This is a genomic window from Actinomadura sp. NPDC000929, assembly GCF_040492065.1.
In the GTDB taxonomy this organism is placed as follows: Bacteria; Actinomycetota; Actinomycetes; order Streptosporangiales; family Streptosporangiaceae; genus Spirillospora; species Spirillospora verrucosospora.
Genome location: NZ_JBEUPA010000089.1, coordinates 1 through 14,253 on the forward strand (window position 1 = coordinate 1; position 14,253 = coordinate 14,253).

The window sequence follows — 14,253 nt, forward strand, 5'->3', positions numbered from 1 at the left end:
CCGGGGGCCCCGCGGGGGCGGACGACTCCGGCTCGGGCGCCGCGGGGCGGGACGGCTCCGGCGCGGCCTCCGGCGAGGTCAGGCGGGCGAGTGGGGCCCCGACCGGGACGCTGGTCCCGGGCTGGACGAGGAGCGCGTCGACCACGCCGTCGTCGAAGCACTCGACCTCGATGTCGGCCTTGTCGGTTTCGACGACGGCGACGGTGTCGCCCCTGCGGACCCGGTCCCCGGGCTCGACCAGCCATTCGGTGAGGGTGCCGCGGTCCATGTCGGCGCCGAGCGAGGGCATCGTGAAGTCAGGCATCGCCGCTCACCGCCCGCCGCGCGGCGGAGACGACGTCGTCCGGCTGGGGCAGCGCCGCCTCCTCCAGGTGCCGGGGGTAGGGGATCGGGATCTCGGCGCCGCACACGCGGGCGACCGGCGCGTCGAGCTCGTAGAACACCTGCTCGGTGATGCGGGCGCTGATCTCCGCGGAGAGGCTGCCCGACCGCCACGCCTCGTCCACGATCACGGCGCGGTGGGTGCGGCGGACCGAGTCCATGATCGTGGCGTCGTCCAGCGGGCGCAGCGACCGCAGGTCGACGACGTCGGCCTCGACGCCCTCGGAGGCGAGCCGCCCGGCGGCCTCCAGGGCCGTGCGCAGGGTCCCGCCATAGGTGATCAGGCTGACGTCCGAGCCGGACCGGCGCACCGCGGCGCGGTCGATGTCCACCGCCCCGGCGTCCGGCGGCAGCTCGCCGGACACGGTGTACAGGGACCCGTGCTCGAAGATCAGGACGGGGTCGGGGTCCCGCAGGGCGGTCCACAGCATGCCGCGGGCGTCCTCCAGGGTCGCGGGGGCGACGATCCGCAGGCCGGGGATGTGGGTGTACCAGCCTTCGAGGCTGTGCGAGTGCTGGGCGGCCAGCTGCCGGCCCGCCCCGGTCGTCATCCGGATCACCAGGGGGACGCCGAACTGCCCGCCGGACATGTGGGACAGCGTCGCGGCGTTGTTGAGGATCTGGTCGAGCGCGAGCAGGCTGAAGTTGACCGTCATGATCTCCACGACGGGGCGCATCCCGGCGAGGGCCGCGCCGATGCCCGCCCCGACGAACGCCGACTCCGACAGGGGCGTGTCGCGGATCCGCTCGGGGCCGAAGTCCTCCAGCAGGCCGAGGCTGACGGCGAAGCAGCCGCCGTAGCGCCCGACGTCCTCGCCCATCAGGAACACGCGCTCGTCTCTCGCCAGCGCCTCGCGCAGAGCCTCCCGCACGGCCTCGCGATAGGTGACGGGGCCTTCGGCGGACGCGTGGGCGGCGGAGGCCGTCCGGGTGGTGGTCATGGCCGCACCGCCCTCTCGGAGTAGACGAAGCGGGTCAGGTCGGCGACCGGCTCCAGCGGCGCGTCCCTCGCCGCCTCCACGGCGCCGTCGATCTCGGCGGCGATCTCCTTCTCCATCGCGGTGAGGTCCTCGTCGCCGAGGACGCCGTCGGCGCGCAGCCGGGCGGCGAGGGCGTCGATCGGGTCGTGGCGCCGCCACTCCTCGATCTCGGTCCTGGCGCGGTACCGGTCCGGGTCGTACATCGAGTGGGCCCGGTACCGGTAGGTGCGCATCTCCAGGAAGTGGGGGCCGCCGCCCCAGCGCACCGACTCGGCCGCCCGCCGCGCGGCCGCCGAGACGGCGAGCACGTCCATGCCGTCCACGGCCCACGAGACCAGGCCGTAGGACGAGGCGCGCAGGGCCAGGTCGGTCTGGGCGTGCTCGCGGGCGAGCGCGGTGCCCATCGCGTACCGGTTGTTCTCGCAGACGAACAGGACCGGCAGCCGCCAGAGCGCGGCCAGGTTCAGGCACTCGTGGAACTCGCCCTCGGCGGCCGCCCCGTCCCCGAGGAAGCACGCCGTGACCTGGTCGGCGCCGCGCATCCGGTCGGCGAGCGCCAGCCCGACCGCGAGCGGCAGCCCGCCGGCCACGATGGCGTTGCCGCCGTAGAACCGGGTCGCCGCGTCGAACAGGTGCATCGAGCCGCCGCGGCCGCGGCTGCAGCCGGTGGTCCGGCCGAACATCTCCGCCATGACCGCCTCGGCCGGGATGCCGCGCGCGAGGGCGTGCCCGTGCTCGCGGTAGGTCGTGACGACGGCGTCCCGCGGCCCGAGCGCGGGCATCACCCCGGCGGCCACGGCCTCCTCGCCGATGTACAGGTGCATGAAACCGCGGATCTCGGCCGCGCTGTACAGCTCGACGCAGCGCTCCTCGAAGCGCCGGATGCGCAGCATCTCCCGCAGCAGGGCCCGGCGCTCCTCGTCCTGCGGCGCGGCATCGCTCCGGCCGGCCGCGGGGCCGGGGCCGGTCTCCGCCGTCTTCTTCCTGGTCATGGGCTCTGCTCCAGTGTCGACAGGTCCCCTTCGGGCAGGCCGAGCTCGCGCGCCTTCAGCAGGCGGCGCATCACCTTGCCGCTGCGGGTGTGCGGGAGGTGCGGGTCGAACGCGATCTCCTTGGGCGCCAGCGAGGCCAGCCGCCGGCGGCCGAACGCGACCAGCTCGCGGCGCGTCTCCTCGTTCGCCTCGTGGCCCGGGCGCAGGGTCACGAACGCCTTGACCACCTCCCCCGCGACCGGGTCCGGCCGGCCGATGACCCCCGCCTCGGCGACGGCCTCGTGCTCCATCAGCGCGCTCTCGACCTCGAACGGCCCGATGAGGTGCCCGGCCGACTTGATCACGTCGTCGGCGCGCGCGACGAACCAGTAGTAGCCGTCGGCGTCCCGGCGGGCGATGTCCCCGGTGAGGTACCACCCTCCGGCGAACGCCTCGGCGTAGCGCGCCTCGTCGTGCAGGTAGCCCCGGAACATCGACGGCCATCCGGGCCGGAGCGCGAGCTCGCCCTCGGCCTGCGGGCCGGGCGCCGCCGCCACCCGCCCGTCGGCCGACACCCGTGCGCGCCCGTCCGGGCCGCGCTCCAGCAGGGCGACCTCCACGCCGGGCACCGGACGCCCCATCGAGCCGGGCCTGATGTCCATGGACGCGTAGTTGCCGATCATGATCGCGCCGGTCTCGGTCTGCCACCAGTTGTCGTGGACGGGGAGGCCGAACGCCGTCACGCCCCACACGACGGCCTCGGGATTGAGCGGCTCCCCCACGCTGGCGACGAACCGCAGGGCGGACAGGTCACGGTCGCGCGCCGGCCCGGTCCCGTACCGCATCAGCATCCGCAGCGCGGTCGGCGCCGTGTACCAGACCGAGACCCGCTGCTCCTCCAGGATCCAGTACCAGCGCCGCACGTCGAACTCCGCGGCGTCCACCAGCAGCGTCGCGCCGTGGGTGAGCGGGGCGATGATCCCGTAGGAGGTGCCGGTGACCCAGCCGGGGTCGGCCGTGCACCAGAACACGTCCCCGCGCCGGAGGTCCAGCGCGTACGCGGCGGTCGCGTGATGCGCCACGACCGCCTCGTGGACGTGGACCGCGCCCTTGGGTGTCCCGGTGGTGCCGCTGGTGAAGTGCAGCAGCGCCATGTCCTCGGGGCCGGTCGGTGGGATCTCGAAGAACGGGTCGGCGCCGTCCATGGCCTCCCGGTACGAGACCGTTCCGGGCGGCGCGTCCGACCCGCCGACGACCAGCACGTGCCTCAGCCCCGGGAGCTCCCCCCGGATCTGCGCGATCTTCCTCGCGTACAGCTCGGGGCTGGTGACCAGCACCTTCCCGTCGCCGAGCCGGAGCCGGTCGCGGATCGGCTCCGGCCCGAACGCGGGGAACAGCGGCGCGAGGACGCTGGTGTTCTTCAGCGTCCCCAGCGCCGCGACGTAGAGCTCCGGAACGCGTCCCAGCAGGGAGAAGACCCGCTCCCCCTTGCGGACTCCGAGCGCGCGCAGCACGTTGGCGAACCGGGAGGTCTCCTCCCGCAGCCGCGCGTAGGTGAGTTCGGTGGTCTGGTCGTGCCGGTCCAGGCAGCGCAGCGCCACGCGGTCGGCGAGCGGCCCGTCGGCGTGCCGGTCGACCGCCTCGTGGGCGATGTTGAGGCCCCGGCCGCCCGGAAGGCCGTCCATCGCGGCGCGCGCCTCGTCCCAGCGGAAGCGGTCGTAGACCTTCCCGTAGTCGTCCAGGTTCGGCGGGAGGCCCGGGCGCCCGGCCTTGGTGATGGGTTCCCAGCCCATGCGGCTCACCTCGTCGAAGAAGACCGCGATCCCCCGGCGTTCACGCGCGTCCCGCGAGCTGGGCGATGTCCCTGTCCGCGACGCCGTGGAGGCGGCCGGCCAGATCGGCGAGCGCCCGGCTCACGGCGAGCTCGTCGCCGATCTCCGGAACCTCGCGGTCCGCCGGGTTGCGGCGCGCGTGCCCGCGCCCGGTGGTCCTCTTCTCGCCGCCGCTGAACAGGACCGCGTGCGCGACGGTGTCCATGCCCTCCTCGGTGATGTAGAGCTCGACGCTCCACTCCTTGGCCTTCATGACGAACCTCCTTCGCTCGGCCGTTCACCCTCCATCGTCGGAAGGCGGCCGGAGCGGCCCTAGGGGCGGAAGTCCCGAATCCGCTGATCAGACCGTCCGGAGGGACCTTCGGCCCCGGTCCGCGGGACCGATGGAGGCGCGCGGCCGCTCTGGCGCGGGGAAGGCTCGCCCCGAACAGCGGCGGATCGACGGGCGCGAGGACGGACCCCATGAGCGGCGGACTGCTGACCGACCTGTACGAGGTGACGATGGCGGCGAGCTACCTGCGCCGCGGCATGGCCGGGCCCGCGACGTTCAGCCTCTTCGTCCGGAAACTGCCCCGCGACCGCGGCTTCCTGATCGCCGCCGGGCTGGAGGACTGCCTGTCGTTCGTCGAGGACTACCGCTTCTCCCAGGAGGACCTCGACTACCTGGCGGTGGAGCAGGGGCTGGACGACGCCTCGCTCCGCGCGTTCGAGCGCCTCCGGTTCACCGGAGAGGTCCGGGCGGTCCCCGAAGGGCGCGTCGTCTACCCGGGCGAACCCCTCCTGGAGGTCACCGCGCCGATCGCGGAGGCCCAGCTGGTGGAGACCGTGCTGCTCAACCACATCACGTTCCAGACAACGGTGGCCACGAAGGCCGCCCGCTGCGTGCGCGCGGCCGCCGGCGCGCGGGTCATCGACTTCTCCTTCCGCCGCACGCAGGGGGTGGACGCGGCGATGGCCGTCGCGCGGGCCTCCTACCTCGCCGGTTTCGCCGGCACCAGCAACGTCGAGGGGTCCCGGCGGTACGGCGTCCCGGCGACCGGCACGATGGCCCACTCCTACATCGAGGCCTTCCCCGGCGAGGGCGAGGCGTTCGCGGCCTTCGCCGCCGACTTCCCCGAGCGCACCACGCTCCTGGTCGACACCTACGACACGCTCGGCGGGGTCGCCGCTGCCATCCGCACGGCCCGCCGGGCGGGGCTGCCCTCCCTGGCGGGGATCCGGCTCGACTCCGGCGACCTCGGCGACCTGGCGGTCAGGGCCCGCTCGATGCTGGACGAGGCCGGCATGACCGGCACGCGGATCGTGGCCAGCGGCGGGCTGGACGAGTACCGGATCGCGGACCTGGCCGCGGCCGGCGCGCCGATCGACGTGTACGGGGTGGGGACGAGGATGGGCGTGTCCGCGGACGCCCCCTACCTCGACAGCGCCTACAAGCTCGTCGCCTACGAGGACCGCCCCGTGATGAAGCTGTCCACCGGCAAGATCACCGCCCCGTGCGCCAAGCAGGTCTACCGGGGCCCGGACGGCGACGTGGTCGCGCTCCGCGACGAGCCCGCTCCGGACGGCATGGAGCCGCTGCTCGTCCCCGTCATGGAGGCGGGACGCCGCCTCGCGGGCCCCGAGCCGCTCGAAGCCGTGCGCGCGAGGTGCGCCGCCGAGATCGCCGCCCTGCCCGACCGGATCACGCGGCTCCGCGCCCCCGAGACCCGTCCCGTCCGGCTGAGCACGCGCCTCCGGCGGGTTCGGGACCGGCTCTACGAGGAACTCGCCGCAGGGCATCGGGCCGCCGGCGACGGTCCTCTCCAAGGACGGTGACCGCCGGATCGGGCCGGCGCCCTACCGGGGCCCGCCGACGACGGCCACCGGGCACTCGGCGTGGTGGATCACCCCGTGGCCGACGGAGCCGAGCCGGAACAGGCCCCAGCGGTGGGGGTGCGCGCCGACGACGACCAGATCCGCCGAGCGCGACACCCTGGTCATCTCGGACACCGGGTGCCCGACCAGGACGTCGTTGACCACGTCGACCAGCGGATACCTCTCGTGGAGGGGGGCGTAGGCCTCGATGACCCGCGCCCGCCGCTCGTCGTTGAGGCGCTCCTCGTCGAGGGCGTATCCGGCCTCGGCCATGTCCACGGAAAGCTGCCACGCGTGCACGACGCGCAGCCGCGCCCCGCGGACGGCGGCCGCGTCGAAGGCGTACCTGAGCGCCTCTCCCGGCTCCTCGGCGAGGTCGTGCCCGACGACGACCTCACCGCCGCCGCCGACGCCGCCGCGCACGATCACCAGCGGGACGGCGGTCCGCCCCGCCATGCGCAGGGCGACCGAGCCGAGCCGGAGCCCGGCGAAGCCGCCGTGCCCGCGGTGCCCGAGCACCAGCTCGAACGCCTTCTCCGCCTCCTCGCGCAGCGCGTCCGGCGTCGCGTTGACGGCCAGGGCGGTCGTCACCCGCAGCTCCGGCCTGCGCTCCAGGACGCGGCCCTCGGCCTCCAGCAGCACGGCGTGCCCGGCCGGCGAGGAGCGCTCGGACGGGACCGGCAGCTCGAACCGGCGGACCTGGTACGGCCAGATCTGCGCCGCGTGGACGATGTGCAGGGGCCGGTGCCGCAGCGCCGCCTCGCCCGCCGCCCAGTCGACGGCGCGGGCCGCGGCGGCGGACCCGTCGGTCCCCACGACGATCGGTGCGGACATGGCTCCTCCGACGATCACACGCCCTCTCCCGGCCTCCCTCCAGCCTTCGCGGACGTGCCCGGCTCGGGACAGGGACCAAGGTCCGCCGCGCCGGGGACCTTCGGCGCCGCCGGTCCGCGCCTGATCTTGACCGTTCCCACGGTATGCGCATCCCGTCACCAGGGCAGGTCACGGCAGGTGGAGGCACGGAAAGGCGTCACGCCCGAAACGCTGGCGCGGGAGCGGTTCTTCTCCGGCATGCCCGAACGGCACCACGCCGCCCTGGCCGCCACGGCCCGGGCCGCGGACGTCCCGTCCGGGCATCGCTTCTTCGAGGAGGGCTGGGCCGCCGAGCACTTCTGGCTCCTGCGTTCCGGGACGGTCGCCCTCGACCTCCAGGTCCCCGGACGGGGCGCGGTGGTGGTGGAGACGCTCCCGGCCTCCTCGGTGCTGGGCTGGTCCTGGATGTTCCCTCCGCACGTGTGGAGGTTCGGCGCCGTCTCCACCGAGCCGGTGCGGAGCCTCCGGTTCGACGGGGCCGAGGTCCGGGAGCTGTGCGCCGCGGACCTGCGGCTCGGCTACGACCTGACCCTCCGGTTCGCCGCCGTGCTGCTGGACCGCCTCGAAGCCACCCGGGTCCGCGTCCTGGACCTGTACGCGCACCCGGAGCAGCGGGCGTGAGCCCGGCCGGCGCGGACGGCCCCATGGCTCCCGTCCCCTACCGCGTGACGGCCCGGCGCGCGGAGACCGCCGACACGGTGACGCTCAGGCTGGAGCCCGTCGCGGCGGCGCTCGCCGAGCCGGCGCCGGGCCAGTTCACGATGATGTACGCGTTCGGCGTGGGCGAGGCGCCGATCTCCGTCAGCCGCGTCGGGCCGGGCATGGGTTCCGAGTCCTCGCGGGCGCTGGAGCAGACGGTCCGCGCCGTCGGCGCCGTGACCCAGGCCGTGTGCGCGGCGCGGCCCGGCGAGGTCCTCGGGCTGCGGGGCCCGTTCGGGGCCGGCTGGGGGCTGGACGAGGCCCGCGGCCACGACCTGGTCGTGGCGGCGGGCGGCATAGGCCTGGCCCCGCTGCGGCCGGTGGTGCTGCGGGCCCTGGCCGACCGGGACGCCTTCGGCCGCATCGCCGTCCTGATCGGCGCCCGCACCCCCGGCGACCTGCTGTTCGGCGGGGAACTGGACGCCTGGCGGGCGCGCGGCGCCCAGGTCGAGGTCACGGTGGACCGGCCGGCCCCCGGCTGGAGCGGCCAGGTCGGCCTGGTCACGGCCCTGGCGGGCGCCGCGGACGTCGACCCGGCCCGGACCGCCGCCTTCGTCTGCGGACCGGAGATCATGATGCGCCTCACCGCGCGGGCGCTCACCGGGCTGGGGGTGCCCGCCGGGAACGTCCGGCTCTCCCTGGAGCGCAGCATGCGGTGCGGGGTCGGCTGGTGCGGGCACTGCCAGCTCGGCCCGCTGCTGGTCTGCCGGGACGGGCCGGTCGTGCCCTACCCGCGCGCCGCCGCGCTGATGACCGTCAGGGAGCTGTAGCCCATGGGACGACCGACGCTGGCCGTGTGGAAGTTCGCCTCCTGCGACGGCTGCCAGCTCACCCTCCTGGACTGCGAGGACGAGCTGCTCGCGCTTACGGGCGAGATCGAGATCGCGCACTTCCTGGAGGCGTCGAGCGCCGCCGGGGAGGGCCCCTACGACGTGTCGCTGGTGGAAGGGTCGATCACCACGCCCGCGGACCTGGACCGCGTCCGGCACGTGCGGGCGGTCTCGCGGAAGCTGGTCACGATCGGCGCGTGCGCGACCGCCGGGGGGATCCAGGCGCTGCGCGACTTCGCCGACGTGGAGGAGTTCGCCTCGCTCGTCTACGCGCGGCCCGAGTACGTCGCCACGCTGGCGCGGTCCACGCCCATCGCCGCGCACGTCCCCGTGGACTTCGAGCTGCGGGGATGCCCGATCGACCGCCGCCAGCTCCTGGAGGTGCTCGCGGCGCACCTCGCCGGCCGCAAACCCGACGTGCCGTCCCACAGCGTCTGCTTCGAGTGCAAGATCCGCGGAAACGTCTGCGTGATGGTCGCCCGCGGCACCCCGTGCCTCGGCCCGATCACCCAGACGGGCTGCGGCGCGATCTGCCCGGCGTACGGGCGGGGCTGCTACGGCTGCTTCGGCCCCGCCCCCGCGTGGAGCGGGGGGCGGCCCAACACGCGCGGGCTGCTGCCCTGGCTCGACATGTCCGAGGACGAGGCGGACCGCGTGCTGTCCACCTTCAACGTCACCGCCTTCCGCGAGGAGGCCCCGGCCGGGGGAGGCGGCGATGACGCACCGCAATGAGAGGACGCTCGCCGTCGGCGCCCTCGCGCGGGTCGAGGGCGAGGGCGCCCTGTACGTCCGCGTGCGCGGCCCGGACGTCGAGGAGGTGCGGCTCGAAATCTACGAGCCGCCGCGCTTCTTCGAGGCCTTCCTGCGCGGCCGCGCCCACACCGAGCCGCCCGACATCACCGCCCGGATCTGCGGGATCTGCCCGGTCGCCTACCAGATGAGCGCCTGCCAGGCCGTCGAGGCCGCCTGCGGCGTGACCGTGGACCCGGCCATCGGCGAGCTGCGGCGCCTGCTCTACTGCGGTGAGTGGATCGAGAGCCACACCCTGCACATCTACCTGCTGCACGCACCGGACTTCCTCGGCTATCCCGGCGCGGTCGAACTGGCCCGCGACCACCGCGCCGCCGTGGAGCGGGGGCTGCGGTTGAAGAAGGCGGGGAACGCGCTCATGGAGTTCCTCGGCGGCCGCGCGATCCACCCGGTGAACGTCCGCGTCGGCGGGTTCTACCGGACCCCCGCGCCCACCGAGCTGGCACCACTCGCGGAGACGCTGCGGCGGGCGCGCGACGACGCCCTGGCCACCGTGGAATGGGCGGCGGGCTTCGAGTTCCCCGACTTCGACCACGGTCACGAGTTCCTCGCGCTGACGGCCGATCGCTACCCGCTGGAGCGCGGCACCGTCCGCGGCGGCACGGGGCGCTCCTTCCCCGCCGCCGAGTTCGAGCGCAACGTCGTCGAGGAGCAGGTCCCGCACTCGACCGCGCTGCACGCCCGCTTCGCCGACGGCGGCCGCTACCTGACCGGTCCCCTGGCCCGCTACTCCCTCAACCGCGACCGGCTGTCCCCGCTCGCCCTGGAGGCCGCCGACCGGGCCGGGCTCGGCCCGGAGTGCCGCAACCCGTTCCGCAGCATCCTGGTCCGGGCCGTCGAGGTCGTCTACGCCGTGGACGAGGCCCTGCGGCTCATCGCCGGCTACGAGCCGCCGTCCCGCCCGGCGGTGCCGGTGCCCCCGCGCGAGGGGACCGGCCACGGCGTCACCGAGGCTCCGCGCGGCCTGCTCTACCACCGCTACGACCTGGGCCCGGACGGGCTCATCAGGGCCGCCCGCATCGTCCCGCCGACGTCTCAGAACCAGGCCGCCATCGAGGACGACCTGCGCCGCTTCGTCGCGGCCCGCCTCCACCTCGACGACGAGGCCCTGACCCGCCGCTGCGAGCAGGCGATCCGCAACTACGACCCATGCATCTCCTGCTCCACCCACTTCCTCGACCTGACCGTGGAGCGGTCGTGACCCTCGTGATCGGCGTCGGCAACGACTTCCGCCGCGACGACGGCGCCGGACCCGCCGTGGTCGCGGCGCTCCGCGGCCGCGTCGAGGCCGGGCTCGCCGTCACCGACGGCGAGCCCGCGAGGCTCGTCGCCCTGTGGGCGGGCGCCGACCTCGCGATCGTCGTGGACGCCGTGCGCGCTCATCCGCCCACACCCGGCAGGGTCCGCGAACTGGACGCCGAGACCGCGGCGCTCGTCGCGCGGCCGGTGACCGACCACGCCCTCGGCCTCGGCGACGCCGTCGCGCTCGGGCGGGCCGTGGGCCAGATGCCCGCCCGTCTCCGCGTCCTCGCGATCGAGGGCGCCGACTTCGGGTTCGGCCAGGGCCTGACCCCGAGCGTCGCCGCCGCGGTCGGCGCGGTCGCCGACCGCCTGGCGGACGCGCTCACGATGGACGACCACGCAGGAAGGAAGAACGGATGACCGCTCCGACGAGCACGTCGAAGCCCGGCGGCCCCGCGGCGCTGGAGCTGAGGAGCCTCCGCCCGCTCTGCGAGGCGCTGCGGCGCGCGGGCTACACCGTCATCGGCCCGACCGTGCGCGACGACGCGATCGTCCTCGCCGAACTCGACTCGGCCGACCGCCTGCCCCACGGCTGGGGCGTCACGCTCAGCGCCGGCGCCTACCGGCTGCGGCGGCGGGAGGACGGCGCGGCCTTCGCGCACGCGGCCGGACCGCAGTCCTGGAAGCCGTTCCTGCACCGGTCGAAGGTCAAGCTCTGGGAGGCGGACCGGACGGAGGACGGGTTCGAGGTCCGGGAGCACGCGCCCGAACCGGCCCGGCTCGCGCTGCTCGGCGTCCGGCCCTGCGACCTGCGCGCGATGGCGATCCAGGACCGCGTCCTCATGGGCGGCCGCCACGTCGACCCCTCCTACGAGGCGCGGCGGCACGACAACTTCGTCATCGCCGTCAACTGCACAGAGCCCGGCGGGACGTGCTTCTGCGCCTCCATGGGCACCGGCCCTCAGGCGGGCCCCGGCTACGACCTCGCGCTCACCGAACTGGTCGGCGAGGGCGGCCTCCGCTACGTCGTCGACGTCGCGACCGAGGCGGGCGCCGCCCTGATCGACGGCCTGGACTGCGCCCCCGCCGAGGCCTCCGACGTCGACCGCGCCCGCGCCGAGGTGTCGGCGGCCGCCGGCCGGATGGGCCGGGAGATGCCCGCCGCGGGGCTGCGCGAGCTCCTGGCCGGGACCCTGGAGGCCGACCGCTGGGACGAGGTGGCCGAACGCTGCCTGAGCTGCGGAAACTGCACGATGGTGTGCCCGACCTGCTTCTGCACGAGGGTCGCCGACACCACCGACCTGACCGGCGACCACGCCGAGCGCTGGCAGCTCTGGGACTCCTGCTTCGACCCGGACTTCACCCATCTGCACGGGGGCGACGTCCGGGCGTCCGCCAAGAGCCGCTACCGCCAGTGGCTGACCCACAAGCTCGGGACCTGGCACGACCAGTTCGGCTCCTCCGGCTGCGTGGGCTGCGGCCGGTGCATCGTCTGGTGCCCGGTCGGCATCGACCTGACCGTGGAGGTCGCGGCCCTGCGCACCGAGGCCGCCGGGGAGGGCCCGGGAGGCCCAAAGACCCAAAAATAGGAGCAATTCGCCTCTGACCGCCCAGCCGGCCCCGCGCGAGCCTGGTGGCATCGGTAGGAGGCTCGCGATGAAGCAGACGTTCAGATTCGGCACCTTCCGCGGGATCCCGGTCGGGATGCACTGGTCGGTTCTGGTGATCATGCTGGTGATCGCCGAGATCCTCGCGCGCTCGGTGCTGCCCACCGCCGACCCGGGCGCGTCCTCCGGCGTGCGCTGGACGGCGGCCGTGGTGGCCGCGGTGCTGTTCATGGGCTCGCTGGCCGCGCACGAGTTCGCGCACGCGCTGGTCGCCCGCCGCCGCGGCGTGCGGGTCGGCTCGATCACGCTGTGGGCGCTCGGCGGCCTCGCGGAACTGGACGGCGAACCCGGCACCGCCCGCGACGATCTCCAGATCGCCGGGGTCGGCCCGCTGACCAGCGCGGTGGCCGGGGCGGCGTTCGCCGGGGCCTGGGCGGCCGGGCACGCGCTCGGCGCCCCCGTCATCGTCACCGCCTCGCTGAGCTGGCTGGCGGCGACCAACCTCCTGATCGCGGTGTTCAACCTGCTCCCCGGCGCGCCGCTGGACGGCGGGCGCATCCTGCGCGCGCTGCTGTGGGGCCGGAGCGGGGACCGGGCCGCCGCGACCCGCAGCGCCCAGCGCGCCGGGATGGTGCTCGGCCAGGTCATGATCGGCGCAGGTCTGCTGACGCTGCTGCTGTGGAGCTGGTTCAACGGGCTGTGGCTGGCCGTGGTCGGCTGGTTCATCGCCGGCTCGGCGCGGGCCGAGGCGCGCTTCACCGACCTGCGCGAGGCCGCGAAGGACCTGCGGGTCGCCGACGTCATGACGCGCGACCCCGACCACGGCTGGGCGTGGCAGCCCGCGGCCGCGTTCGTCCAGGACGTGGCGGTGCGGTCGCACCAGACGGTGTTCCCGGTCGTGAGCGTGGCCGGGGACCCCGTCGGCGCCGTCACGGTGGACCGGCTGTCCCGCGTCCCGGAGCGGGAGTCCGGCGTCACCCTGGGCGATCTGAGCGTGCCGCTCGGCGCCGACCGGATCATCGACCCGGAGCGGCCGGCGGACGTCCTGCTCCAGATGGCCCCCGTGGCGGGCAGCCTCGTCGCGGTCGTCGCCGCCGACCACCACCTGCTCGGGATCGTCACCACCGACGACCTCCAGCGGATGATGCGCCGGACCCGGCTCAGCCGCGGCAGCCCCGCCCCCGCCTGAGCCCCGAGCCCGGAAGCGCCGGTCCCGCCGGCGGCGGGAGCCGCCGGCGGGACCGGCGCTGGGGTCAGTGGGCGGGAACGACGGCGACGGGGCACTGCGCGTGGTGGATGACCCCGTGGCAGGTCGACCCGAGCTGGGGAGCGCTCCAGCGCCGGTCGTGGGCGCCGACCACCAGCAGGCGGGCGCTCCCCGACGCGTTGGCCAGCGCGGTCACCGGATGCTCCAGGACGATCTCGTCGGTGACGTCGACCCCCGGATGCGTGCGCCGCACGGGCTGGTAGGCCGCGGCGACCTCCTTGCGCAGATCGTCCTCGATCTGGTCGGCGTCGACGGCGTAGCCGGCCTCGATCAGCGTCGCGAACGTCTGCCACGCGTGGACGACGCGGAGGCGGGCGCCGTGGAGCGCGGCCGCCTCGAAGGCGTAGTCGAGGACCGGATCCATCTGCCGGGCCAGGTCGATCCCCACCACGACCTCGCCGCGGTCGGCCCCGCCCCCGCGAACGATCACGACCGGCACCGCGGAGTGGCCGGCCAGGCGCAGGCTGGTGGACCCCAGCATCAGGCTGGAGAAGCCGCCCCGGCCGCGGCTGGCCACCACCAGCTCGAACGCCTTCTCCGACTGCGCCCGCAGGGCCTGCCACGCCTCCTCGGCCACCAGCTCTGTGGTGATCTCCAGGTCCGGCCACCGCTCCCGGATCCGCTCGCGCGCGGCCGCCAGGAGCGTGCGCCCCGCGCGGGTCATGCGCTCGGCGGTGTCGGGCGGCGCGAACAGCGGCGTCTTGTAGGGCCAGCTCTCCACGGCGTGGACGATGTGCAGGGGGCGCTCACGCGAGGCGGCTTCGGCGGCGGCCCAGTCGAGGGCGCCCGCCGCCTCGTCGGAACCATCGGTCCCGACGACGATCGGCTCGGACATCGGTTCTCCTCCCGGCTCAGCGGCTGTCGCTTCCTTCGGCGCGACCCCGCGCAGAGCGGCGCGGCCGCTCCT

General features: G+C 75.0%; 15 protein-coding genes. 8 read left to right on the top strand and 7 right to left on the bottom strand.

From position 1 onward, the window contains the following. The 5 genes from ABWI04_RS26680 to ABWI04_RS26700 form a co-directional block, all read right to left on the bottom strand. Positions 1-304 (bottom strand): biotin/lipoyl-containing protein (locus ABWI04_RS26680; protein WP_353834148.1); only part of this gene is annotated, 304 nt, incomplete at its 3' end. Further along, positions 297-1,322, bottom strand: a complete 1,026-nt coding sequence (locus tag ABWI04_RS26685) for an alpha-ketoacid dehydrogenase subunit beta (RefSeq protein WP_345172121.1) — start codon at positions 1,320-1,322, stop codon at positions 297-299. The genes ABWI04_RS26685 and ABWI04_RS26680, both read right to left, overlap by 8 nt. Further along, entirely contained in the window at positions 1,319-2,353 is a 1,035-nt protein-coding gene (gene pdhA, locus ABWI04_RS26690; RefSeq protein WP_353834149.1) for a pyruvate dehydrogenase (acetyl-transferring) E1 component subunit alpha, read from the bottom strand. Before pdhA ends, ABWI04_RS26685 begins: the two co-directional genes overlap by 4 nt. Then, a complete protein-coding gene (gene acsA, locus ABWI04_RS26695) occupies positions 2,350-4,125 on the bottom strand; it encodes an acetate--CoA ligase (protein WP_353834150.1) in 1,776 nt (591 codons plus the stop codon). Before acsA ends, pdhA begins: the two co-directional genes overlap by 4 nt. A gap of 40 nt (positions 4,126-4,165) precedes the next feature. Continuing rightward, positions 4,166-4,417, bottom strand: coding sequence for a DUF1876 domain-containing protein (locus ABWI04_RS26700; RefSeq protein WP_345172115.1), 252 nt, complete (start codon positions 4,415-4,417; stop codon positions 4,166-4,168). Between the two features lie 209 nt (positions 4,418-4,626). Between ABWI04_RS26700 and ABWI04_RS26705 the strand changes: the two genes are divergently transcribed. After that, entirely contained in the window at positions 4,627-5,979 is a 1,353-nt protein-coding gene (locus ABWI04_RS26705; protein WP_353834151.1) for a nicotinate phosphoribosyltransferase, read from the top strand. Positions 5,980-6,000: 21 nt separating this feature from the next. On the opposite strand, the gene ABWI04_RS26710 is transcribed toward ABWI04_RS26705, so the two are convergent. Further along, complete coding sequence (locus ABWI04_RS26710) at positions 6,001-6,852, bottom strand: universal stress protein (protein WP_353834152.1); 852 nt, start codon at positions 6,850-6,852, stop codon at positions 6,001-6,003. A gap of 177 nt (positions 6,853-7,029) precedes the next feature. On the opposite strand from ABWI04_RS26710, the gene ABWI04_RS26715 reads away from it, so the two are divergent. The 7 genes from ABWI04_RS26715 to ABWI04_RS26745 all read left to right on the top strand — a co-directional run bounded on the left by ABWI04_RS26715 (position 7,030) and on the right by ABWI04_RS26745 (position 13,268). Beyond that, positions 7,030-7,512, top strand: a complete 483-nt coding sequence (locus ABWI04_RS26715; RefSeq protein ID WP_345172110.1) for a cyclic nucleotide-binding domain-containing protein — start codon at positions 7,030-7,032, stop codon at positions 7,510-7,512. Further along, positions 7,509-8,360 carry an FAD/NAD(P)-binding protein gene (locus tag ABWI04_RS26720; RefSeq protein WP_345172108.1) on the top strand — a complete coding sequence of 284 codons (852 nt, stop codon included), beginning with the start codon at positions 7,509-7,511 and terminating at the stop codon, positions 8,358-8,360. The genes ABWI04_RS26715 and ABWI04_RS26720 overlap by 4 nt, the downstream gene beginning before the upstream one ends. Before the next feature lie 3 nt (positions 8,361-8,363). Next, complete coding sequence (locus ABWI04_RS26725; protein ID WP_353834153.1) at positions 8,364-9,152, top strand: NADH-quinone oxidoreductase subunit B family protein; 789 nt, start codon at positions 8,364-8,366, stop codon at positions 9,150-9,152. Beyond that, positions 9,136-10,431, top strand: coding sequence for a Ni/Fe hydrogenase subunit alpha (locus tag ABWI04_RS26730; RefSeq protein WP_353834154.1), 1,296 nt, complete (start codon positions 9,136-9,138; stop codon positions 10,429-10,431). Before ABWI04_RS26725 ends, ABWI04_RS26730 begins: the two co-directional genes overlap by 17 nt. Continuing rightward, positions 10,428-10,892 carry a hydrogenase maturation protease gene (locus tag ABWI04_RS26735; protein ID WP_353834155.1) on the top strand — a complete coding sequence of 155 codons (465 nt, stop codon included), beginning with the start codon at positions 10,428-10,430 and terminating at the stop codon, positions 10,890-10,892. The genes ABWI04_RS26730 and ABWI04_RS26735 overlap by 4 nt, the downstream gene beginning before the upstream one ends. Then, complete coding sequence (locus ABWI04_RS26740) at positions 10,889-12,061, top strand: 4Fe-4S dicluster domain-containing protein (protein ID WP_353834156.1); 1,173 nt, start codon at positions 10,889-10,891, stop codon at positions 12,059-12,061. Before ABWI04_RS26735 ends, ABWI04_RS26740 begins: the two co-directional genes overlap by 4 nt. 67 nt (positions 12,062-12,128) lie before the next feature. Further along, positions 12,129-13,268, top strand: a complete 1,140-nt coding sequence (locus ABWI04_RS26745) for a site-2 protease family protein (RefSeq protein ID WP_353834157.1) — start codon at positions 12,129-12,131, stop codon at positions 13,266-13,268. A gap of 64 nt (positions 13,269-13,332) precedes the next feature. Here the strand turns inward: ABWI04_RS26745 and ABWI04_RS26750 are convergent, their stop codons facing one another. Continuing rightward, a complete protein-coding gene (locus ABWI04_RS26750; RefSeq protein ID WP_345172095.1) occupies positions 13,333-14,181 on the bottom strand; it encodes a universal stress protein in 849 nt (282 codons plus the stop codon). Positions 14,182-14,253: the final 72 nt, after the last annotated feature.